This window comes from Candidatus Poriferisodalis sp., from assembly GCF_965237655.1.
In the GTDB taxonomy this organism is placed as follows: domain Bacteria; phylum Actinomycetota; class Acidimicrobiia; order Acidimicrobiales; family Poriferisodalaceae; genus Poriferisodalis.
Genome location: NZ_CBDEGB010000001.1, coordinates 771,970 through 794,321 on the forward strand (window position 1 = coordinate 771,970; position 22,352 = coordinate 794,321).

Here is a 22,352-nt window from a genome sequence, read left to right on the forward strand (position 1 = left end):
CGGATGCGGAACGAGATCGACCTTCAGCCAGGTCGATCCGGCACGGGTGCCGCAAGTTCCTCGTGCCGCGACGGAAGCCCCGGTCATCGAACGTCGCGATGACGGCGAGCTCGTCGACCCCGGCCAGCGCAACGGTACGGCCGCGCCGCCCCGAACGATGCCCGCTGCGAGTCCACCGCCGGGTCGTCCTCGAGCGCGTGAAGCAGTTCCGGGACGGGCCTGGCGGGCGCTCACGGTGGCGTCGCTGGGCACAGTCTTGGTGGGCTTCAACAGCACCGCGACGAATCTCGCGCTCGATGCGATTCAGGAGAGTTTCGTCGGCGCCACCGCAGCCGATGTGGGTTGGGGCATTGCCGGCTTCATGATCGGTACCGCAGCGTTCTTGCCGCTGGCAGGCCGCCTGGCCGATCGCATCGGGCGCAAGCTGATCTTCCAGGCAGGACTGGTGCTGTTTGCCCTGTCTGCGGTGGCTTCGGCGATTGCGCCCACCGTGTGGACGCTGAATCTGGCCCGGGTGCTGCAGGCCATCGGCGGCGCGGCGATTCTGCCTGCCTCGCTCAGCTTGGTGCTGCCGCTCTTTCCTACGTCACGACGCACCACCGCTGTGGGTCTGTGGTCTGCTGCGGGCCCGCTGGCGGCCGGAATTGCCCCGGGACTGTCTGCGCTCTTGCTGGGGGCGGCCGGGTGGCGGGTCCTCTACTTCGTGAGCGCGCCCGTTGCAGTGTTGATGTTCTTGGTGGCGTGGCGCGTTCTTCGGGAGCTGCCGACGCCGGAGGCTTCGCACCGGCTTGATGTAACCGGTGCCGCCGCAGGGACGATCGGGCTCGCGGCGCTTGTCACGGCGATCATGCAGGGTGGCCGGGTTTGGGGCTGGACGTCGCCGGTCACACTCGCCGTGGCGGTCGTGGGGCTAGGTGCATTCGCCTGGTTCGTCAACAACTCGCTGCGCCATCCGGAGCCACTGCTGAATCTGCACCTTCTGCGTCGACGCGGCGTGTGGGTGACGCAGTTGTCCAACTTCTTGGTGGGCGTCTCGTCGCAGGCGATCTGGCTGATCTGGCCGCTGTTCATGTTCAACTTCTGGGACTACTCCGCGAACCAAGTCGGACTCGGCGTCACGGTCGGGCCCATCGTGGCGGGCGCGTCCACCGTGTTCTTCAGCCGGCTGGGCGAACGATGGAGCGCGATCACCCTGTGCCGCACCGGTGCGGCCATACAGATTCTGGCCATCGGGTGGCAGGTGGTGCGGCTGGGCACCGAGGCGGATTATCTCGGCGAGATGGCACCGACGATCGCGCTATTTGGGTTGGGCTGGGGCATGTGTGTGCCGCTGCTCAACAGCGTGGCGCTGGCCTGGGTGGACGAGTCGTACTTCGGCGAGATCAGCGGACTGTTCAACACGCTGCGGTACGCAGCTTCCGCGATCGGCATCGCCGGCCTGTTCGCGCTGCTGAAGGACGAATCCGGCGAGCGCGCGCTCGTCTATTACCAGCATGTGCTGGCGTTCTTCCTGGTCTTCGCGATTGCGGCGTTCGTGTCGCTGTGGGTTCCCATCGGACGACCTGACCGCTCGCGCAGCTAACGATCACATATTGCGAATGGTGCCGTGCAATCGCGTATGGCACGCTGATCACCTGTGTCGTTGGACCAGATGCTCCGGCTGTTCGCGGTGGCAGCGCTTGCCTGTAATGCGGCGACCGTTGTGGTGTTGTTCCGCCGCGCACGTGGACGGCAGCTGAGTGCTCGTACCGTCACGGGAATCGCCGCGGCGCTGGCGGTGGGGGCCATGCTCGGCTCGTTGTACCTGTCGGAGATCGCGCACCTCGAGCCGTGTCGCTGGTGCTGGTTCCAGCGCGTCGCCATGTACCCGCTGGCGCTCGTGCTGGTGATCGGTCTGCTCGTCCGCGACCGGTGGGTCTACCGCTACGGGTTGCCGATGTGCGTGGCCGGCGCAGCGATGTCGACCTGGCACTACCTGCTGCAGCATTTCCCAGGTCTCGAAGGCGCCACGACGTGCAGCCTGGTCAGTCCGTGCACAGTGCGGTACGCATGGGAGTTCGGCTTCGTGTCGATCCCGTATATGGCCGGCAGCGTGTTCGTCCTGGTTGCGGTGCTGTTGAACCTGTCTCGTCAGCGGTCCTGACCATTCTTCGCTCCTGACTATGAGACAGCGCGTCTGGCTCCTACGGTGGTGACATGATCAAGAGTGAGACCGAGCGATGAGGCGGCTTCTGAACAGGCTGATTCCCCGGACTACAGGCGGCCGCTGGGCTGCTGGTGTCGGCAATCTGGTGGGAGCCGCGCTGGTCATCTACTTGACCTTCTTCGTGTTTGGCTTCCACCTGATCTTCGTAGACGAGGTGGTGGACGAGGAGGCCCCCGAGTTCGCCGGCGGCGATGCCGACATCGACGAGCTGATCAGCGAGGCGCGGGGCGACGACACTGACGCAGCGACGGCCGATGACGACGAGCGCGCCGCGGTCGACCAGCAGATCGCCGAGCTGGAATCAGAGATCGTCAGCGTGCGTGATGCCGCGATGGCGCAGGACACCGACGAGGCCATGGAGGCCATGTACCAGCAGGTGGATGTGCTACAGGCCGAGCTAGCGGAGTTGGAGGCCGAGCGTGAGCGGCTGATGACCCCGGCTGAAGTCGAGCAGGCTGCCGAAGCTGAGAAGCAGATCACCGAGCACTCGATGTCGGTAGCCGAGCACATGCTTGATGAACCCGAAATGGCCGAAATGGCCGATGACGGCGACGTGCGGGTGACCGCAGTGGGCACGTTCGGAGCCCGGTCGCATCCCGCCTCCGGCGTTGCGGTGGTGCTCACCGACGGCACTCAGACGTTCCTGCGGTTCGACGACGACTTCGCCACCGACAACGGTCCCGATCTGAACGTGTACCTGACGGCGGCAGGCCCCGACGCCTCGGTCGGCGATCTCGCAGCCGATTTCGTCGACCTGGGCGACCTCAAGGGCAACATCGGTGCACAGAACTACGAGATCCCTGCCGATGTGGACCTCGACCGCTACCGCACGGTGGCCATCTGGTGCGTCCGCTTCAGCGTCGTGTTCGGCACGGCCGAATTGGAGCCGATGGGTTAGTTGTTCGAGCGGGCGCGATGGCGCCCGTGCTCAGGTTGGTTTGCCGGCTGTCGGAATGGCCTGGATGTCCTGGATCACGTCGGGTGGCAGGTCGGCGCCGATGTCCATGGCGACGCTGGCGTTGACCTCGTCGACGAGCCCGTCGAAGTGCTTGGCGATGGTGCCGGCGATCTCGTCGTGTCGTCCGACGGCGGCGAACAGCCGCACCACGTCGTCGTCGATGCAGCCGGCCATCTGTCCCCAGCCGTCGTTGCGCGAGAGATGGTTGAGCCGCTCGCCGAGCTCGCCCAGGTCGTGCTGTTCGAGCACTGGCCAGTACGCCCGGGTGCTGCCGTAGAAACCGATTCGGTAGCGAACCCACTCGACCATCCGGTCCACGGTCTCGTCGTCGGGCCCGGTGCAGACGAACCCGCCGCCAGTCACCCAGAAGTCGCTGCGGCTGCGCCCGGCCCGGTCGAGTCCGGTCTGCAGCTGCGGCATGACGTGTTCCCGCAGGTAGTCCGGCGTGCAGAAGCCGTGCAGGCGCACCCCGTCACAGTGCTGCCCGGCGACTCGCAGCATGGCCGGGCCGACCGCGGCGATCATGATCGGCGGCGGCGGTCCGTCCAGTGGCTCGGGCGTGAAGTTCGGCGTCATCAGCGAGAAGCGGTAGTGCTCGCCCTCGTAGTCGAGCCGTTCGCCCGTGGCCCACGTGTTCCAGATGGCCCGTATCGCTTGGACGTATTCGGCCATCCGTGGCGCCGGCGCCGACCACGGCACGCTGAACCGCCGCTCGTTGTGCCCTTTGACTTGGCTGCCGATGCCGAGCACGAACCGCCCGCCCGAGGCCGCCTGCAGATCCCAGGCGGTCGAAGCGGTCACCATGGGGCTGCGCGGAAAGCTGATGGCCACGCTGGTCGACAGCCGCACCCGCTCGCTGTGCACTGCAGCGATGCCAAGCGGGATGAACGGCTCATGCCGGTTTTCCATGGTGACGACGCAGTCGTACCCGTCGGCCTCGATCCGCCGCACCTCGTCGGGCACGGCTCGCAGGTTGTGCTGGGGCAATGTCGCGCTGACGTGCATGGCGCCCTCGGCAGGACTCGAACCTGCGACGCACGGTTTAGGAAACCGACGCTCTATCCCCTGAGCTACGAGGGCAGGGGGGAGTGCGAAATCTAGTGCGCAATTCGGTGCGTAATTGTGATCTGGCACCTAAGCGGCGCTGTTTACATGGTTTGGTGCGACCTAGGGACGATGCTGATGGGTCTGTGGGCGTGCTGACCGTTCGGGGGCGTGTCGGGGTTGCCTGTCCTGGTACAGGGTGAGCATCGTGGGATCGTCTCAGGCAGCTAGGGGCAGCGGACCGTCTCGGGCGTGTTTCGTCGGCTGGTCGTCGGCTGGTTGAAGGTGAGCGAGGTAGCGCCCGAACCAATCTGAGACGTCGTTGCTGGTTCGTTTGGCGTGGTTGAGCAGTGCGGTGACGAGGTCGTGGTGCTGTGCGGCGAAGAGCTTGAAGTGGAGTCGGCGGCGTCCGAGTGTGTTGGCTCGCCGGTGAGGGAACATGTCCTTGGTGTGGTTGTTGGATGATTCGCTGTCTTCGCGCAGTCCGTATTTGTTGAGCATGACCGGGTCGTAGTCGGGGAAGACCCGCAGCGCTGAGGCGAGCCGCTGATGGGGTTTTGCTTCTCGTTCGGTGTCGCTGCTGTTGTGGCGGATCTCGGTGGTAGCGCCTTGGAGTTGTGGGGGCACGTGGTCTTGGCGGGGGATGTGCCAGTCACGGTAGACGGCGTAGCGTCCGAGCCGTTTGCGCCAGCGTCGTCGTACTTGGCCGCCGAGTAGCGGGACGGCGAGGTCGTCGCCGTTGCCGTCGACGAGGTGGATGGTCGGGGCGCCGTCGATGGCGGTGACGGTCATGGTGGCGATGGTTTCGGTGCCGATGCGGAATTTGTGCGTGCCGAGGTTGCGCGCTGCGGGTCGCCCGTTGGCGGTCTTGGGCGTGTGGGAGATGCCGATGATCCCGGCGTCGAGCAGGTCGTCGTGCTCGGCTGAGCGCAATGCCATGTCGTAGACGAATCCCTTGGCGCCTTCTCGCAGAGCCGAATGACGGTCGAGCAGTCCGAGGATGCGGTCGACGGCGATGCGGGCGTCGCTCATCGGACCTGCTTGTGGGTCCTTGACGTCGACGGTGAGGGTGATGCGCGTGTTGGGGTCCTCGCCTCGGATGTAGGTTCGTACTGCGAGATTGCCGGGCGCGTCGGCTCTGGTTCCGTCGTTGTTGAAGAATTCGGTTGCGTCGGGGTCACGGCGGATCTTGGCGCCGTGGTTGTGCGGGGTAGAGAACCAGCATCCGTCGCCGTAGATCAGCTGAGTCGTATGCGGGTTGGTGTGGGTGCCGTCGGCGGGGTCGAGCAGCCCGGTGTCGAGTGCTCCTTCGACGGCGTGGTCGCTGATGGCGAGTGCGATGTGTTCGAGCATGTCGTCGGTGAGGAATCGTTTGCAAAAGTTGTGGTACTTGGTGCGGTTCACGGGCTTGGCGGACAGCCGCCGCTCGGGACGGTCGGGCCATGCCTGTTCGAGCGCCTCTTGGGCTTCGTCCCACAGCGAGCGGACCAGGCCGGCGTGGGGGTCGGGGCCAATCTCGCGGTCTGCTGCGTTCATGCCCTCGCAGACGAGTTCCATCTGGCGGTAGGCGAGCATGTCTGCTGCACTGTTGTCTCGCGGACGACCCCTGCGGCGGCCGGTTCGGGAACGGTCGAACTCGTCGACGGCCTGCTGTATGAATTCGGCTTCGGCCCAGAACGGCTTGCTGCACAGCACAGCGAAGACGCGCTGCTTGCTGTTGAGAGTCAGGCGCGGCCCGGTGGCCTTGCGGGAATCGTCGCTGCTCGACCACGAATTGCCCGAGCCTCCGACCGGTCCGTCTCTTCGTTCGTCGGCAGCCGGCTCGGCGTACACCATCCGCAGGTCGCGCATCCGTTCGGGCTGCCCGTCGACGAACAGCCTGCGGCCCGCGGTGCGTCGTCGCCTGCGCTTAGCCACCGCTCGCCTCTGCCGAGTGGGCGGCTGGGTCGAGACGCCAGCGCAGAGCAGCGGCGGTGCGATCCAGCGAGGTATTGCCCAAGAACGCCGCCGCGGCGAAGATCCCCTGCTGCTGCGCGATTCTCAGCGCCGTGGTGAGTCGAATGGAGCGGGCAGTGATCTCGGGTTCGCCGCCGAGCCCGGCGTCGACGACTACCTGGCGCAGCCGGACCGTCACCGAGTGAGTAGCGCGCTCGTGTGTCAGCGAGCCGCTCACGCACAGCCGGCCCCGTCGGTCTGTCGCTTCTGGGCGGTTCCGCAGGTGCTGTGTGATCGCTTCGCGGCCCCAGTCGTCGAGAGGGTTCGTGCGTGCAACCTTGCCGCCGAACCGCACCGTGCCGGCATCGACATTCACATCGCCCGTGGTCACGCGGGCGATGTCGCTGGAGGTGCCGCCGGCGAATGCCAGCGCCACAGCGGCAGATCTCGACGAGAACCACAGACCAAAGTCGGCGTGCTCGCGCACCAGCAGTGCCTCAGCGTCGCTCAGCGGACGTGACGAGTACGTCGGCAGCACATCTCCAACCGGATCGCCGACGAGAGATGCCGCGTCTACATCGGCGCCGAGCATCTCCGCTGTCTCGAACATCGCCCTCGCCGCCCAGCGGCGAACCTTCGCTGTTCCCGCGGAAACTCTCCGATAGCGGCCCGATCGGTCCGGCCGAGCAGCCCAGCACCACTCCCAAACCAGCGCTGGGAAGACGTCTCGCCACGTCACGGCACCTCGAGCGATGAGGAACTTCAGGAGCCGCCCGACCTCCGCAGTGACTTTCTCTGCGGTCGCCGGCTTGGACCCATAACGCGCCGCGAGCGCGTCCAGCAGCACCGGCGCCCACGCCTCGATGCGGTCGCCGCCGTTCACGACGAGGGCCCACGCCCCGAGTACGGCGCGCACAAGAGGCGGAAGCGCGACATGCTGCGGCCGGGTGCGTGTCCAGACCAGCGGCAACACCGGATCCACCACTTCCCCCATCGCGGTGGTGTTAGCTTGCATAAGCACCCCTCGAGGCAGTCACACGTCTTGCAGGGGTCAAACCACAGACGAGTCGGGGCGCTGTTTTGTCTTGTCGGACTTGGCGCCTTGACTCGTCGCGCTTGGCTCCGAGAACTAGGGAAGTCGACTCTCGTCACAAAGACGCGGATCCTCAGATCGGAATATCTCCCCGAGGACCCGTCAAGAGACCGCTGGATCCACAAACGCCCAGGTGAGACCACACTTCGCGGCGTCACGAGCTCACCCATCGAGACGGCCTTGAAACACGACCCTGGTCGGGCCCGGTGCGCGCGAACGCGCGCCCGAGCATCTCGCGAAGGAAACAACGGCGGACTCGGGGGCGTCCGTCTGCATCCAAAGTACGTTCTTATATAGGAACATCGGGGGTGCTGTGTATCACACCGAGCGGAGATCGCGCTGAGCCGCAATTAGCGTGCTGACTGATGCCGTCCCGCGGGCAACTCAACGCACACCCCAGCGACTACCTCGCCGCCGACGAACCTTGGCCGCGCGGTGGACTTGTCCCTGATGCACCGCCCGAAGCTCGCCTCGCGCTTGCCGTCGCAAGACGGCTGGAAGCACAAATCACTCGACGCGGGCTGAGCTTGCGTGAGGCCGAGCGTGCCACCGGCGCGTCAGTAAGCGCACTGTCCAACATCCTCCACGGGAACAGCTGGGGCGACCTGCCCACCATCGCCCGGATCGAGCGGGGACTCAATGTCGCCTTGTGGGGACATGAGCATCTTCGGTGATTGTGACTTTCGAAGCCAAGTGGGTGCGCCCATGGCTCGGCCGAACCTGGTCCGGCGGCCTCGGTTCGGTGGATCCACCCTTCTTGGTCTGGCACGTCTAATCTGACGCGTGGTGAGGGCTGTGGCTTAGCTTGTGAGGCGGTCTCAGTCGATTTGAGCGTCCCCGGCTTGGGTAGGCCGGGGACGCTCCTTTGGGCCACCTGTGGAAATCCGCCTTTCGTCATAGGGCACGCGCGACCATGGGGTTACCGCCGAGAACCGGCGGCCCCGTCAGCTCACCGGCGGGTTCTACCCAACCGAGGGCCTGTTATGGCCGATCCCGAGCATCGAGTTCGCCGCTCTTGGCGCACCGGTCAATGCGATGACTGCCCAATCGGAGTCTTTGAGGAAAGTCATGGCGATTCGCACTAGCGAGAGTCCGGCGCCCACCCCGTCGCTTCGGGATCTGACCGGCCGAGTGCTGGCACATGTCGGAGACGCGACGATGGCACCTGAGTTCGCACGTCATGCGGACGGTGTCGTGCTACGCGACGGGAAGGGCTATAGCGAGGCTCGCTCGTGCCGGGGAACGTACCTTCTGATTGATCCAGAGATCTATGTGCGTGATAGAGACGGCAAGGGACCTGGAGAACTTGCACCCATTCGAGATTCCGAATTCATCGAACTGCAGCTGAAATCAGGTGTTTCCTGCCTGCTGGCACCGTCACGCATGAGAATGAGGCCGGACACGAGCACCGTCGACGAATTGCTCACGGCCGGCGAGAAATTCGTCAAGACCGCACAGAGGGAGGCGCCGTCTTTGCCGGCGCTCGTCCCGGTAGTCATTCGCTCGAACGAACTTGAGGACAGACGCTGGGCCAGGTCAATCGAGGCGAGAGGCTTGAATCGCCCTGGGTTTGTTGGAGGCTCCTGATCTTGGAAACGAGGATGGAGTCATGCCACATGAGATGTCGCCTGGGAAGCCGACGACGCGTCGGTACAGCGAGGCGGAAAAGGAACGGGCTGTGCGTGCGGTGCGTCAGCTGCGCAAGGAGCTGGGCACCGATCACGGGACGGTGAAACGGGTCGCGGCCCAGTTGGGGATCGGGGTGGAGTCGCTGCGGTCGTGGGTGCACCAGGCCGAAGTCGATGCTGGGTTGAGGCCTGGTGCGAGCAGCGAGGACGCTGAGCGGATCAAGGCGCTGGAGGCCGAGAACCGGGAGCTGCGGCGGGCGAACGAGATCCTGCGCAAGGCGTCGGCTTCTTTCGCGTAAGGGGCTCGACCGCTCGCTGGGGTGACGGTGTCGTTCGTCGACGCTCATCGTGGCGAGCTCGGGGTCGAGCCCGTCTGCGCAGCGCTGCAGGTGGCCCCGAGCACGTACTACGCGGCCAAGCGCCGCCAACGCGAGCCGTCGGCGCGTGCGGTCTCGGACGCGGTGTGGATGGGGGTTCTGTTGGCGTTGTGGGTCGCGAACCGCAAGGTCTACGGGGCGCGCAAGCTGTGGAAGGCCGCCCGGCGCGCGGGTCACGAGATCGGCCGGGACCAGGTCGCCCGGCTGATGCGTGAGCTGGGCGTACGCGGCGTCAGCCGGCGGCGCAAGATGTTCACCACCCGCCGCGATCTGGACGCTGTTCGGGCCCCGGACCTGGTCAACCGCGACTTCACCGCTGATCGGCCCGACGCGTTGTGGGTGACCGATCTCACCTATGTCGCGACCCGGGCAGCCATGGCCTATGTGTGCTTCATCGTGGACGCGTTCAGCCGCCGCATCGTGGGCTGGCGCGTCGCAGCCCACATGCGCACCGAGATGGTCCTCGACGCGCTCGAGATGGCCCGCCGCTCACGCGGCGGCCGGCGCTTGGTCGGGCTCGTGGCCCACTCCGACGCGGGGTCGCAATTCACGTCTCTGCGATTTACCGAACGCCTCGACGAGATCGGGGCCCGGCCCAGCATCGGCACCGTCGCCGACTCCTATGACAACGCACTGGCCGAGACGACCAACGGGCTCTACAAGGCCGAATGCGCCTACGGACCCGACACACACGGCTGGGACGACATCGACCAGCTCGAACTCGCCACCCTGTCCTGGGTGCACTGGTTCAACGAGCAACGGCTCCACGGCCACTGCAACGACACCCCGCCCGCAGAATTCGAAGCAGCGTTCTACACTGCCCGACAGACCACCCCAACCGGGGCTGGAAAACCAAACCCCTGAGTCTCCAACAAACCCAGGGCGATTCAGCTTGCCGATAGCGCCAGTGTTCGCCTCCTATGAGCATCCGTTCTCGACACCGGCCTGCTTGGACGGCGTTCTTGAGGTCATCGAAGCGGCGCCGTTTGTGTTCGCGATGCGTGGAGATCTCGGTTTGGCTGGGCTGATGGCGCTTGGAGCCGATGCCGGGGCAGTGGGAACGAGTTCCACGGTTCGGAATCTCTGGCTTCCGCGTAAGAACTCAGGGTCAAATCGCTCCCGAACGATCCTCGTGCCCGCCGCTGCCAGCTGGGTGCCGTTGACGGATCTCGCAGAGGCTGTTTTGGAACCTCGTGCGGGTGAGCCGTTTCGTTGCGATTGCCCGGTGTGCGGCGATGGCGGCGATGTACGCGATCTGCTGTCGGTCGGAGCGGCCATCCAGCGAGAGCATTCCAACGCCGCTGCGATCGCTCTCGTGCGCCAGATTGCGGCGGCCAGCGATCCCGTAGCGAGATGGAGGGAAGTCTGCGAACGGGCGGCCGACACCTATGCCCGCTTCGATACCGACGGAATCATGCCCGCCTCGCGTCCGCCGATGCTGGACGCTTGGCTGACATGGCTTGGCTGAGTGGTCTCGAGCCACTTCTCGAACGTTCTCTCGGCTATCACCCAACGCTGCCAGCTCGGGAACACGCGGCGGGCACCGGCAGTTCTGGCGATCCGGCATTCGCCGTCGTGTTGGACTGCCAATCCAACCTGTGGGTCAATCTCCTTGAGCACCCGCTTTGCGATTCGGCCCGAAGCGATCACGTACCGCGGCGCGTGCGACCCCAGCCACGTGATCCGACGGGCGTCGTCCCAGCACTCGGCGACCTTCGAGATTCCAACCATCGCGACAGGCTGAACGGCCACACGGCTTACAGAGTCACCGTCGAATTCGACTGCGCCTCGGTCGACCAGGTCATCCATTGCCAAGAGCGTGGCGCCGTCGAGGCAATTCAGCGGAACATGAAGGCCCTCAGGCAGATCCATCAGTGCTCGGATGTGGTCGTGGTCGCACATGGCGCCGACGCTGTGTGATCTCCGACGCTCAATCTCGTGGTGGTTGGGCCGAACCCAGATGTCCACAACCTGGCCGGTGACATCGACGCCCTCGACACGCTCTCCGGCGAACAACTCACTAGTCATCGAACAGCCTTCGGAAGTCGCGCGCACCGGCGCGACGCAAGCGCAGTCCGCATCAGATCAGCCTTGCGAGCGCACGAACGTCTCGCCGGCCCAGAGTGGAAACTGCTGCTCAACAATTGATGATCAGTCATGTCGTTTTGTCCTTGCTTGCTCTGTACCGCGTCCGGCGACGCCTGACTTGCTTGGAGATCCTGGAGCGACGAGCGCACGCTTCCCAGAGACGAATCGGTCGCTGGGTGAGGCGACGATAGGCGCCACTGATCGGAGGCTGCCCGCAAGGCTGTCTGCGACCTCAGCAGGGGCCCCGACGGCGAAAGACAACGGCTCGGCGATAGTGACGCTGTGCCCGAGATTCGCCAGATCCTTGTCGGTGGGTAGGCCTTCGAATAACTCGCCGATCCTAGATGCCCAGGAAGCCCTCCCATTACGGTGGCACTGCCGACGGCGGTGGTGTCCGGGAAGGGCTCTTGCTGAGCGTCTATGCATTCTCGAGCCGATCGGTCAGCCCTTCGAATCGAATCGCACTCGCTGAGACACCCAGTGCACCGCACAGGAATGCGCCATCTGCTGGCAATTCGGTGAGACCAATGACCGTTGCTGCCTTGCCGCCCGCGCTCACAACTCCGGTGCATGTGCCAGCTGCGGCGAGCAGTTCCCGAAGCATCAGCTAACGCCGCCGCTGCGAAACGCAGCTTTGCTCGTGGAGCTCGACTGGTCGCACGCTGTCGGCGGCCATGAGATCCTGCCCAGTGGCGGCCATGTAGCTGCCCGCTGGCGGCCGACGGTTCTGCCCAGCGGCGGCCAACAGAACTGCCCGCGTTGAAGTCCATTTCCCGTCGGGGTGCACCGCGGCGGGGTGCTCCTCCTACTCGAATAGCCGGTCACCACAACCGTGACCATCGAGCAGGAGGAGCAAGTGAAGTCTCGCGAGGAAATCATGAACATGTTGGAAGCGTTCGACCTGACTGGGTCGTTCCGGGATGCCGGCGAGCTGGCCGGTTGTTCGCATCACACCGTCGCCGCGTATGTGGCTGAGCGCGACGAGGGTCGGCTGGGGGGTGTGGGCCCGGTGCGGCGGAAACGGATCATCGATCCGTGGCTGCCGAAGATCGAGGAGTGGGTGGAGCGCTCCTGTGGCAAGATCCGCGCCGATCGTTGCCACGCCAAGCTGAAAGCGTTGGGGTTCGAGGGTTCGGATCGCACGGTGCGCCGAGCAGTGGCGGAGGCCAAGAAGAGCTTCCGGGCGGGTCGGCGGCGGGTGTATCGGCCGTGGATCCCCGAGCCGGGCATGTGGGCGCAGTGGGACTGGGGCGCGGGCCCGGTCATCGCCGGGCGGCGGACGAATCTGTTTTGCGCGTGGCTGGCGTGGTCGAGGTTCCGGGTGCCGGTCGCGACCTGGGACCGCACCCTGCCCACGGTGATCGCCTGTGTGGATCGGGCGATGCGAGCCTTTGGCGGCGCTGCGACGTATTGGCTCACCGACAACGAGCGCACGGTCACGATCGACCACGTCGCCGGGATCGCCGTGCGCCATCCGGAGATCGTTGCGGTCGGCGGCCACTACGGCGTGACGGTCGCGACGTGTGTGCCGGCGGACCCTGAATCCAAAGGCGGCAGCGAGGCGACGGTGCGGGTCGCCAAGGCCGACTTGGTGCCAACCGACGCGAACCTGCGCGGCGACTACGCCAGTTGGGCCGAGCTGGTCGAGGCCTGCGAGGCGTTCACCGCTGAGGTGAACGAGCGGGTCCATCGGGTGACCCGGCGGGCGCCGGTGGAGATGCTCACCGAGGAACGGCACCGGCTGCACGCGCTGCCCGAACGCCCATACACGGCAGCGCTCGGGGAGACCCGGAAAGTCTCTTGGAGCTCCACGGTCAGCTTCGGCGGCGTGACCTACTCGGTCCCGCACACCCTCGCCGATGAGACGGTGTGGGTGCGCGTCGACGGTGACCAGGTCGTCGTCACCCACTGCGCACCGTCAGGCCCAATCGAGGTCGCCCGCCACCAGAGTTCGACACCCGGGCATCCGATGATCGACGACGCCCACTACCCGCCACGCCCGGCTGGGCCACTGGCGCGGCGTCCGAAGCCGACGAGCGCGGCCGAGACCGAGTTCCTCGCCATCGGAGACGGCGCCCGCACCTGGCTCGTTGAAGCAGCCGCCGCGGGCACGACCCGCATGAAGGTCAAGATGGCCCAAGCCGTCACCCTTGCCCGCCTCCACGGCCAGGTCCGCGTTGATTGGGCGCTCGGCCACTCCGCGATGTTCGGCCGCTTCGCAGACGGCGACCTGGCCTCGATCCTGGCTGCTGACCCGCCCGGACAACCCCGGCGCGCCGATGACGCGCACTCGCTGCAGCCCGGCACCGCCGCTTGGGGTCGCCTCGGAGGCGACCGATGAACCCAGCGCCGATCGACGAGGTCGTCGACTTGCTCCGCGCCCTGCGCCTACCCCACATGCGCGCCGCAGCACCGGACCTGTTGGCCACCGCCAAGGCACAACGCTGGGAACCGGCCGAAGCAATGAGGGCACTGCTGGCCGAGGAGCTCGCCGGCCGCCAAGCATCCTCAATCCGGGCCCGGCGCAAAGCGGCCGGGTTCCCCACCGGCAAGACCTTCGACATCTGGGACGGAACCGTCAGCTCGATCCCGGCGCCGACCCAGCGGGCGCTACGCACCCTGGAGTGGATCCACCGCCACGAGAACCTCGTCGTGTGCGGACCATCAGGCACAGGCAAGACGCACTTCCTTGAAGCGCTCGGCCAGGCCGCCGTCGATGCCGGCCACAAGGTGTCCTGGTTCAGTCTCGAGCACCTCGGCGCGCTCGTGCGCCGCCACAGCGCCGACGACACCGCCGCCAAGGCCATCCGGCGGATCATGCGCTCCGACGTCATCGTGATCGACGACATCGGCCTGCTCCCAGTCACCACCGAGACCGCCGAGGCGCTCTACCGGGTCGTCGACGCCGCTTACGAGAAACGCTCCATCGCCCTGTCGAGCAACCTTCACCCCGCCGGGTTCGACGAACTCATGCCCAAGACCATCGCCAACGCCACCGTCGACCGGCTGCTCCACCACGCCCACGTCGTCATGACCGCCGGCGACAGCATCCGCCTCACCCAAGCCACCGCCGGCAAGGGGGTGACGCCACTGACCAACTGACCCACGGGCAGAACACCTGGCCACCACCGGGCAGTTCTGTTGGCCACCAACGGGCAGTCCTGCTGTCCGCCACTGGGCAGATCCCACTGGCCCTTGACAGCACGCCCTCCGGCGGCAGTGTGGTTGGCTCTCTGTCCGAGGCTGGCGGTACCTCGGAGGTGCATTCAATGCCCGGCCCTCGCCGGTGCCGGTACACCCAGCCATCCCCAGGGGAACAGAGTCGTGCAGCGCATTCCGGTACCAGATCTGTACCACGATTCACGGCGCAGCCGCCGTATTCCGACGACGCTGCAGCGCTGGCACCGTTGGATGCGTTCAGGGATCCCTAGCGAATCACGGCGACAGCGAAGCCAAACAATCGCGGTGACCCGTGACCACTGCTGAGCAGCGGGCCTACGTGCTCAGTGTTTGATTCAGCGCGTCGAATAGCGCCGCGAATCGATCCAGCGTCGCGTCGGTGAATGTGATGTCGGAGTAGTTTCGGAGCAATGTCTCGGCGACCTGGCCGTGCACGTACTCTCCCTGCGATTGCTCGAGCCGCTTGACAATGCGATCGCCAGGAGGAAGGTCGCTCTCTTTCAGGGATGTCGCGAAGGTCCTGTTGTAGAGCGTCAGATAGTCGCCTTCGCTGAACAGGTCCTCTATGTCGGCGTTGCTAGACGGTGCCGCAACGCTCGTCAGGATCAGCCGGTTGGCGCTGAGGAGGCCTCGTTGGATCATGTCAGCGACTCGCTGCATGCCTCTCGCGTTGGCATCGGCGAGGACGGTGATGTCCAGGTGAGGACCGATCAGACTGACGAAGGTCGGGATGTTGGTCGCTCCACCCGCCGGCAGGACTCTCCAGCGGTCATCGAGCTGTGACCGGCCCGTCGCCGCACACAACTGGCTCATGATCGTGAGATAGACGAAGTCGGAAGTTCCCTCGACCAGGAGGTTGTCCGGCCCGACAAACAGATTCTGCGCGATGTCGTAGCCGAGTGCCGCTTGGAGGGGGAACAGGCTGTCAGAGTGGGCTCCCATCACCTCCGTGGTCGCGATCGCGCCTGCGGGCGGGCCCAAGTCCTCGACGATCCTCACTCGCTCCAGCCGACCGGCCTCCACCATGAACGGCGAGTGGGTGGTGTACAGCACGGGCGACTCAGGTGCCAGTCGCTCGTTGATGAAGCGCAGGAAATCCCCTTGCGCTCGGCCGTGAAGGGTGAGCGCCGGCTCGTCGAGCAGCACGACCGGCTTGTCCTGCTGGTCGAACTCGCTGAACGCCGCCAAGAAGGAGAAGAACCACTGGAATCCGGACGAGCGTTGGGAGAAGTTGTTGGAATACCCGGTTCGGTTATCAGAGAGCCGGATCTCAAGGAAACGCGCTACAGCAGTCGTGCCGTTCTGCCGCTGCACGGTCTGCTTGTCAACATCGGTAACCACTCGGAGATCGGGGTTCTGCGTCCAATACTCGAAGACCTGGTTGGTCAGGTCGATCTGCACCGCGTCGAGCTCGCCGCGCCGCAGTTCATAGTCGTCGTTCTGGAGCTGACTGAGTTCTGTTCCCGCGAGCTCGAGTAGCGCTCGAGCGGCCTCGAAGCCGCTTCGTGCGGGGCCGTCTCCGTCGCCGCTGGCGATATCGGCGAAGTCGATGCGGCCCGGAAGCGTCGAGTACTCCGTGAAGCGGAAGAACTTCGGCAGATGCGGCTCAAGGGCGCTCTCGAGTCGGTCTTCGATGCTGCCGCTCTCAAGTCCCCGGCTCGCGAGAAGGGCCTTTGCCTCATTGATGTTCTTTTTGCTGAGACCAGGCCCCCGGCCGTCGTCCGTCGCCCCAGACTCGTGTTCCTCGTCACCTTGATCGGCACTCGGCTCAGATTCCTCGCCGTCCGGGACAAGGCCAGCGAGGGCATCCCTGAGGCCGTCCAACGTGTCCGCATCCGCGAGCGCATCTGCGACCGGCGCCGCAAACTCGCTCAACAGGTACTCAACAGCGGAATTCTCGGACAACGCGAATTCCCAAGTCCTCTCGCCGCCGTACTGCCGCGCGACCGTGATTTCACAACTGGTCAAGACTGCCGCGCCGAAGGTGCCGGTGACCTCGGCCACTTCGTGATCCTCGAGTTCGAGCGAGACGGCTATTGGGGTTGCCTTGTCGAGGTCGCCCTTTCGCCGGTCTTGGACCGCGAGCCACCTCGGATATTGGTCCTCGACGCTGAACACGTCGCCGTAGGCAGGATTGAAGAGGTAGAGCGCTTCGAGCAGGGCCGACTTGCCGGCTTCGTTCTTTCCGACGAGACACGTCACCTGACCCTCGATCGAGATGACGCCTGAGTCGACGACGTTCCGGAACACCATCACCTGAAAAGACTTCAAACGCACCCTGCACCCCCAGTGCCGCTTCGCCACGACACGAAGCGCTCAATCTATTGGGGGACGGAGTGACACCCATCCGGCGACGACACCGAGAATCTTGTCGAAGACAGACACGGCCAGTTGGCAACGATGCGCAACTGCGGCCCTCAACGAGTCCGACTGTGGCCTCCGTGCGTGGCTCGGTTCGGAAAATCGCTTCGAGTGATGTCACACCGGGTCGCTACGGTCCGAATAGCACCCCAACTTGGACGGCGGGCATGGCTGAGAACCTGATGACGGACATCGCGACTCGCACTGATATCGGTTCTCGGGATCGTCAGGAGGACCGCGTCCGGGCTGTTGTGAATGCTGATGGCTCATGGATGGTGGCGGTGGCTGACGGGTTGGGCGGGCATCCGTTCGGCGACGAAGCTGCGCAGGCGGCTGTCGACGCATTGCCGGCTCGTATCGGGAGCACCGCCGAGATGACAGCGGCGTTCGATGCGGCAAATGCGGCTGCGTGGGTGCTGCACCCGGAGATGCGCGCCGCCGATGAAGGCGAGTCGATGATCGCGCTCACCACTTTGGTCGTCGCTGCGTGGACTCCGCAGGCCGGACTGCTGGTGTCGTGGATCGGGGACTCGTTCGGGTTCATCGTGCCGCTCGGCGCCGCGCCGGGCTGGCACAGCAAGCCGCACAATGACCTGCTGGGGTTCGTCAGCCGATGCATCGGGATGTCCCGCGCCGACCCCGACAGCTTCGACCTGCCGTCGGGGGAGGTGGACCATATGGGCGATGTCGTTCCCCGCTCTCGCGTCGGTGGGTGGATCGTCGACGGTGGCTTGCTGGTGGTGCTGGCCAGTGACGGGCTGATCCGCCCGATCCTCGAGGCCTACCGCCGTGAGTGGTTCAACGACGATCCCGACGACAACAGCCTCGGCTTTGCGTTGCCGGCGGATCGGCGCGGCACCGCCGCAGAGGTAGCGGACACGCTGATGGACACCGCTCGCGTCGCGGGTCTGAGCGACAACACGACGATCGCCGTCGCCCGCATCGCACCCGAGGTGTCGGCGGACTCGGCCGGTTCAATGGCCGCGGAGGGTTGAGATGCCGCAACGGGGCTCGTTCGAGTTCACGACCGACAAGACCTGGGACGACACAGCCGAGGTCGCCGCTGACGCTGTTCGGGACGTGCTGGTGGTCGGGGACATCCACGGCACCAAGACCCACCTCACCGACGCGATCACCCACGCTGCCGATCTCGGTGCCCAGGCGATCGTGCAGGTCGGCGATTTCTGGCTGGCGGACCGCCATTGGAGCCGCTTCAGCCCCCTGCAGGCGGAGTACATGCAGACTGCTTGCGACTCGCCGCTGCCGATCATCGTGATCGACGGCAACCACGAGATCTGGCCCGCGCTGGGCCGGTACGCGCTGACGGCCGCCGCCCGGGACGCAATGGTTGCACGCCGCCCGCTGCATCTGGGCGGATCGCTGTGGTGGGCATGGCGCGGCAGCGTCTGGCGCTGGAACAGGCACGCATTCGGCGCGCTCGGCGGCGCCGTGTCGCCTGACAAACGGCTGCCTGAGGTGCGTCACTACCGATGGCCCGAAGAGGCCCTCACCGAGGACGACATCGAACGGCTCATCGCGAACACCGAAGCGGAGTTCGACGGCCGTCTCGATGTGCTGTTCACCCACGACGCCCCCGCACAAGTCACCGGTCTCAAGTCAGGCATGACCGGCATCCCCATCGACGTGCTGCGAGAAGCTGAACGCGGCCGTCGGCTGCTCGCCGCAGCCGTCGACCGCACCCAGCCCGAGCTCCTGCTGCATGGCCACTGGCACCAGGCCAACGCCGAGCGCATCAGCGACCGCACCGAAGTGATCGGACTCGCTGAAGACGGACGCCGAGATAGCACTGCGTTGCTTCGCACCCAGCCGGGCCTTGTGGTGTCCTACGTATAGCCGACCGCGACGCTGATTGCTGTCTTCAGCAGCGTCGCGGCCTCTTTCTTGCTGTTGAGCAGATGTGCAGTGTTCCGCGCACACCGCATGGCGCTGCATCTGGCCCGTTGGGGTGCTTTTGCCATTCGCACAGCGCGTCTTCGAGGACATCGAAGCCGACGTCCAAGTAGCCCTCGAGCTCGATGAGCCGCTCGTCGAGCAGGAGCGGATTGCCTGCCCAGGTGCCTCTTGGTGCGCCGTACATGCGCCGTGCGCCCTTGAGCGGTCCGGTCGCTCCTTTCAGGTACGCCTTGCGCGGAGCGAAGTCGGCGATGCAGAGCGCTTCGAGGCAGCACAGGTAATCGAACCTGGCTAGCCGCCCGAACCTCCAGTTGCCCACCATCGAGCCGAACAGCGAATCGAACGGGTCCGCCGTTTGTCGGGCTATCTCGAACAGCGTCTGGTGGGTTCCTGCTCGGCGCACCCAACCGACGTACGACTCGATGGTCCTGCCGACGCCGATTCGGTCGTTGAGCGACTCGAACTTTCGGTGGTTGCCGAAGCCGACGCCCGCGAATCGGTGCCGGTTGCGCTGCAGCCACTCCCGCAGCAGCACGACGTCTGAGGACGCAGCATCCCAGTCCCACAGCCCCGGCTCGTTCTCGCGGCGGTACACGGCGGCAACCATGTGCCAGCCGTGTATGGGCGAGATGTCGAACGCGGTAGCGAGGAACACCAGCCAGCAGGCTTCCTCTAGGTCGCCTCGGCGGTGATGAGACACAGCAGCGCACAGCGGATCGAAGTCCTCAGACGACGGGTCCGAGCATCCGCCCTCAACATGGCCCTCAGCCAGTGCGCGCAGCGAGTCCGAGCTGTGCCCGCTGTCGACGAGATGCTCGACGAACTCGCACCGGCGCCCGTCAACGGCAATCCCCGACAGCGTGCCGACCTCTGACTCGTACCGAGCCAGCCTCTCGCCCAGCACCCTCGTATCTCGACAGCGCACCAAGTCTGCTCGCACCACTACTTGTGTTGCGTCTGATTTAGCGCGACAGGTTCTGAGTTTTTTCAGGCAGCGTCGGGCAGGGTTGGCGGTCTCAGAGGAGGAGGCTGCGGCCGATGAGTTCGCAGGACCGAATAGCGAAGCGGGTGCTGACAGCGGAGCAGAAGTACGACTTGTGGCTGCGGATGCTGACCGGGCAGATCACCCAGGCCGACGCGGCGGCGGAGGCGGGGGTGGATCGTTCGGTGATCTCTCGGCTGCGTGCGGTGGCTCGCGACGGGGCGATCGCCGCTTTGCAGGCGTCCAGGCCGGGGCGGCCGCGCCGGTCCCGTGCAGAGGCGACCGAGGCGGCGGCGTTGCGCGCCGAGGTCGAGCGGCTCCAGTCCACGGTGGTCGAGCAGGCGGTCGAGCTGGCGGTCCTGCGGGGAAAATCGCATTGGGGATGAGCGGCCCGATCCCCGCCCGCGTCGACGGGGCCGCCAAGGCAGCGCTGCTCGGCTTGATCGGCGACGCAGCGGCTGCGGGCTGGAGTGCGGCCCGGGCCTGCGCGGTCCTCGAAGTGGACCGGGGCAGGGTGTGGCGCTGGCGGCAGCGCCGAGCCGTCGGCGGTCTTGAGGACCTCGCCCCGGGCGGGAACCCGATCCATGGGCTCCTCGAGTGGGAACAAGCCGAGATCGTGACGCTGTTCGACGACTGGGGCGACATCGACCGCTCGCACCGCAAGCTCGCTCATCGCGGCTCCTACGAGCAGCGAGTGTGGGTGTCGCCCTCGACAGTGGATCGGGTGCTGAGCCGTCACGGCCTTGCCCTGCAAGGCGATCCGCGGCCAGCGCGCAGCGCGAAGACGCCGTGGCCGGCCTGGTGCGAATGGCACCCGAACCAGCTGTGGTGCTGGGACGGCACCCAGTTCCCGGCCTGCCGCCCAGCCAAGCACGCGTACGCGATCGTCGACCTCGTCAGCCGCAAATGGATCTGCACCCACCTCACCGCCAACCCCGACTCGGTCGCCGCTCGGGTCCTGTTCATGCGCGGCCTCGACAACGAGGGGCTGCTCACCGACGAGCTGCGGGCACGCCTCGACGACCCCGACGCCGAACCCCCCGACGACAGAGCCGAGATCCCGCTGCTGCTGGCGATCTCGGACAACGGCACCGAGATGCGCGCCAACGACACCCGCCGGTTCATGGCCCTGTGCTCGATCGCCCAGCACTTCGGCCGCCCCTCCACACCGACCGACCAAGCCTGGATCGAGTCGCTGTGGGGCCACGTCAAACACGAGCACCCCCACCTCACCGCGATCACCGACCCCGCCCTGCTCGCCGCCGAGCTCGAACGGGCCCGAGCCCGCCACAACAGCGTCCGGCTGCACGAAGCCATCGGCTACGTGACCCCAAACGACGAACACGAAAGCCGCGGTGACGCCATCCGAACCGCCCGCCAACAAGGGATGCGCAACGCCGACCGGCAACGCCGAGCCTGGCACCGAAACCGACCACTACCATGACCAACCAACCACCACCGCCCACCCGCCGATGCGGCCTGAAAAAACCGGCGATCTGTCGCGAAGAGTCAGACACACCTCACTCGCACCACTACTTCACCTCACGAACTCGCAGAAACCGCCCCCTCGAGTTCTACCGCGCCAACGAGACACATCAGCCCCGCCAGTCGAATCCGAAGAACTGGTCGGCACTGATGCTCTGATCGACCCGGACCAGCGGCTTGGGCGACACCGGGCTTGGGCAGCGACTCAGCCAAGACGCGGTCCACGACCTCGGAATCCTGCTGCTTCGCCTCAGCTACGGGTCGTCTTCCCGGCCGCGGCGAGCGCTCCCGACATCGTCGGCAACGGTAAGTCGGCGCTAGTGTCATCCCAATGCTCCCCGCCTTCCCGGCTTGCCGGGAATGGCGGGGTCTATCTTTCGCCAAGAAGTTTCTCGACTAGGCGAACGCTTCACGACCGTCACGTGGCGGCCATAGCTCGTTCCCATCGGGCGCTGCGGATCTCAGGCCGGCGCCCGCGGAGCTCTTGCCTCGACGCAGCTGACCTTGCCGCCGTCTGAACCGGCACCGACTGCCTCGCAAAGCGCTCATCGGTCCGAATTCGGATCGCCCCGCACACGTCAGAGTTCAAGCGAGCGCTTGACTCGTCGAGCTTGTCGAGATGCTGGCTCCTGAGATGCAGCATCGTCGCCGCGTGACTATGTGTGCGAGGTGCGGGGTCGCGGGACCACACAAGATCATGCGCCGTGCTGAGGCTGTCGAAGATCTCGGTGAGCCGTCCGTTGAGCTCAGGATCTCCAATCGGCATCAGTACACCGAACACGATCGCGACCTCCCCGGTACTGGCCTGCCCGGAAACACTCGGGTCGATGAGGTCGCTGTCCGCATGGAGATGATCGGCGATGCTGTCAACGAACTCGACGAACTCGTCGTAGGTGAGCGGTCGAGCTCCGTCCGTGTCGATGCGGCTGAGGGTGCTGGTGGTTGTCACCTCGGTGAGCGGACGGCGCGGCGGCCAATTCGTGTCTGTCTCCCTCCTGCAAGCGCGTGGGTCAGACTTCGCTCAGGTGTTCTCGGGATCCCGGTGGTCTATCGGCGGGGTCGACTGTAACGACGCACTGCCAGTCACACGGTCCGCGTCGA

Annotated in this window: 18 protein-coding genes, 1 tRNA gene, 1 pseudogene and 1 other annotated feature; of the genes and pseudogenes, 12 read left to right on the forward strand and 8 right to left on the reverse strand. The window is 65.8% G+C overall.

Annotated elements, in window-relative coordinates:
• The first annotated feature begins 46 nt into the window (after positions 1 to 46).
• The 3 genes from ACPXYO_RS03725 (at position 47) to ACPXYO_RS03735 (ending at position 3,104) form a co-directional block, all read left to right on the forward strand.
• Positions 47 to 1,582, forward strand: coding sequence for an MFS transporter (locus ACPXYO_RS03725; protein ID WP_423916754.1), 1,536 nt, complete (start codon positions 47 to 49; stop codon positions 1,580 to 1,582).
• A 54-nt stretch (positions 1,583 to 1,636) separates the two neighbouring features.
• Positions 1,637 to 2,143, forward strand: a complete 507-nt coding sequence (locus ACPXYO_RS03730) for a disulfide bond formation protein B (RefSeq protein ID WP_423916755.1) — start codon at positions 1,637 to 1,639, stop codon at positions 2,141 to 2,143.
• A 76-nt stretch (positions 2,144 to 2,219) separates the two neighbouring features.
• Positions 2,220 to 3,104, forward strand: coding sequence for a DM13 domain-containing protein (locus ACPXYO_RS03735; protein ID WP_423916757.1), 885 nt, complete (start codon positions 2,220 to 2,222; stop codon positions 3,102 to 3,104).
• 30 nt (positions 3,105 to 3,134) lie between these two features.
• Here the strand turns inward: ACPXYO_RS03735 and ACPXYO_RS03740 are convergent, their stop codons facing one another.
• The 4 genes from ACPXYO_RS03740 to ACPXYO_RS03755 form a co-directional block, all read right to left on the reverse strand.
• Positions 3,135 to 4,169 carry a TIGR03617 family F420-dependent LLM class oxidoreductase gene (locus ACPXYO_RS03740; protein WP_423916758.1) on the reverse strand — a complete coding sequence of 345 codons (1,035 nt, stop codon included), beginning with the start codon at positions 4,167 to 4,169 and terminating at the stop codon, positions 3,135 to 3,137.
• A tRNA-Arg gene (locus ACPXYO_RS03745) sits at positions 4,169 to 4,244 on the reverse strand. The genes ACPXYO_RS03740 and ACPXYO_RS03745 overlap by 1 nt, the downstream gene beginning before the upstream one ends.
• A gap of 183 nt (positions 4,245 to 4,427) precedes the next feature.
• Positions 4,428 to 6,125 carry a hypothetical protein gene (locus ACPXYO_RS03750; protein ID WP_423916760.1) on the reverse strand — a complete coding sequence of 566 codons (1,698 nt, stop codon included), beginning with the start codon at positions 6,123 to 6,125 and terminating at the stop codon, positions 4,428 to 4,430.
• A complete protein-coding gene (locus ACPXYO_RS03755) occupies positions 6,118 to 7,158 on the reverse strand; it encodes a hypothetical protein (protein WP_423916762.1) in 1,041 nt (346 codons plus the stop codon). Before ACPXYO_RS03755 ends, ACPXYO_RS03750 begins: the two co-directional genes overlap by 8 nt.
• A 443-nt stretch (positions 7,159 to 7,601) precedes the next feature.
• Here ACPXYO_RS03755 and ACPXYO_RS03760 point away from each other — a divergent pair, with 443 nt between their 5' ends.
• The 3 genes and pseudogenes from ACPXYO_RS03760 to ACPXYO_RS03770 all read left to right on the forward strand — a co-directional run bounded on the left by ACPXYO_RS03760 (position 7,602) and on the right by ACPXYO_RS03770 (position 10,709).
• Positions 7,602 to 7,910: a helix-turn-helix domain-containing protein gene (locus ACPXYO_RS03760; protein WP_423916764.1), complete on the forward strand. Its 309-nt coding sequence runs from the start codon at positions 7,602 to 7,604 to the stop codon at positions 7,908 to 7,910.
• Positions 7,911 to 8,845: 935 nt separating this feature from the next.
• Positions 8,846 to 10,105: pseudogene (locus tag ACPXYO_RS03765) on the forward strand (IS3 family transposase).
• Positions 9,148 to 9,262: a sequence feature (AL1L pseudoknot), on the forward strand. (Overlaps the previous pseudogene by 115 nt.)
• 28 nt (positions 10,106 to 10,133) lie before the next feature.
• A complete protein-coding gene (locus tag ACPXYO_RS03770) occupies positions 10,134 to 10,709 on the forward strand; it encodes a hypothetical protein (RefSeq protein ID WP_423916766.1) in 576 nt (191 codons plus the stop codon).
• Here ACPXYO_RS03770 and ACPXYO_RS03775 read toward each other — a convergent pair.
• Positions 10,628 to 11,269, reverse strand: a complete 642-nt coding sequence (locus ACPXYO_RS03775; protein ID WP_423916768.1) for a hypothetical protein — start codon at positions 11,267 to 11,269, stop codon at positions 10,628 to 10,630. The genes ACPXYO_RS03770 and ACPXYO_RS03775 overlap by 82 nt on opposite strands.
• A 916-nt stretch (positions 11,270 to 12,185) precedes the next feature.
• Here ACPXYO_RS03775 and istA point away from each other — a divergent pair.
• Together istA and istB are read left to right on the forward strand one after the other, a co-directional pair.
• Complete coding sequence (gene istA, locus ACPXYO_RS03780; RefSeq protein WP_423918680.1) at positions 12,186 to 13,670, forward strand: IS21 family transposase; 1,485 nt, start codon at positions 12,186 to 12,188, stop codon at positions 13,668 to 13,670.
• Positions 13,667 to 14,431: an IS21-like element helper ATPase IstB gene (gene istB / locus ACPXYO_RS03785; protein ID WP_423916039.1), complete on the forward strand. Its 765-nt coding sequence runs from the start codon at positions 13,667 to 13,669 to the stop codon at positions 14,429 to 14,431. Before istA ends, istB begins: the two co-directional genes overlap by 4 nt.
• Positions 14,432 to 14,824: 393 nt before the next feature.
• Here the strand turns inward: istB and ACPXYO_RS03790 are convergent, their stop codons facing one another.
• Positions 14,825 to 16,786 (reverse strand): AAA family ATPase, encoded by a 1,962-nt coding sequence (locus tag ACPXYO_RS03790; protein ID WP_423916769.1) that lies wholly within the window; start codon positions 16,784 to 16,786, stop codon positions 14,825 to 14,827.
• A 251-nt stretch (positions 16,787 to 17,037) separates the two neighbouring features.
• Here ACPXYO_RS03790 and ACPXYO_RS03795 point away from each other — a divergent pair, with 251 nt between their 5' ends.
• Together ACPXYO_RS03795 and ACPXYO_RS03800 are read left to right on the forward strand one after the other, a co-directional pair.
• Positions 17,038 to 17,865: a PP2C family protein-serine/threonine phosphatase gene (locus ACPXYO_RS03795; protein ID WP_423916771.1), complete on the forward strand. Its 828-nt coding sequence runs from the start codon at positions 17,038 to 17,040 to the stop codon at positions 17,863 to 17,865.
• Position 17,866: 1 nt separating this feature from the next.
• Positions 17,867 to 18,724 carry a metallophosphoesterase family protein gene (locus tag ACPXYO_RS03800; RefSeq protein ID WP_423916773.1) on the forward strand — a complete coding sequence of 286 codons (858 nt, stop codon included), beginning with the start codon at positions 17,867 to 17,869 and terminating at the stop codon, positions 18,722 to 18,724.
• Positions 18,725 to 18,749: 25 nt separating this feature from the next.
• Here the strand turns inward: ACPXYO_RS03800 and ACPXYO_RS03805 are convergent, their stop codons facing one another.
• On the reverse strand, positions 18,750 to 19,724 hold the full coding sequence (locus ACPXYO_RS03805; RefSeq protein ID WP_423916775.1) for a hypothetical protein: 975 nt from the start codon (positions 19,722 to 19,724) through the stop codon (positions 18,750 to 18,752).
• A 98-nt stretch (positions 19,725 to 19,822) separates the two neighbouring features.
• Here ACPXYO_RS03805 and ACPXYO_RS03810 point away from each other — a divergent pair, with 98 nt between their 5' ends.
• Both ACPXYO_RS03810 and ACPXYO_RS03815 read left to right on the forward strand, forming a co-directional pair.
• On the forward strand, positions 19,823 to 20,152 hold the full coding sequence (locus ACPXYO_RS03810; RefSeq protein WP_423916776.1) for a helix-turn-helix domain-containing protein: 330 nt from the start codon (positions 19,823 to 19,825) through the stop codon (positions 20,150 to 20,152).
• Entirely contained in the window at positions 20,149 to 21,210 is a 1,062-nt protein-coding gene (locus tag ACPXYO_RS03815; RefSeq protein ID WP_423916777.1) for an integrase core domain-containing protein, read from the forward strand. The genes ACPXYO_RS03810 and ACPXYO_RS03815 overlap by 4 nt, the downstream gene beginning before the upstream one ends.
• A 459-nt stretch (positions 21,211 to 21,669) precedes the next feature.
• Here the strand turns inward: ACPXYO_RS03815 and ACPXYO_RS03820 are convergent, their stop codons facing one another.
• On the reverse strand, positions 21,670 to 22,200 hold the full coding sequence (locus tag ACPXYO_RS03820; protein ID WP_423916779.1) for a hypothetical protein: 531 nt from the start codon (positions 22,198 to 22,200) through the stop codon (positions 21,670 to 21,672).
• Positions 22,201 to 22,352 lie beyond the last annotated feature (152 nt).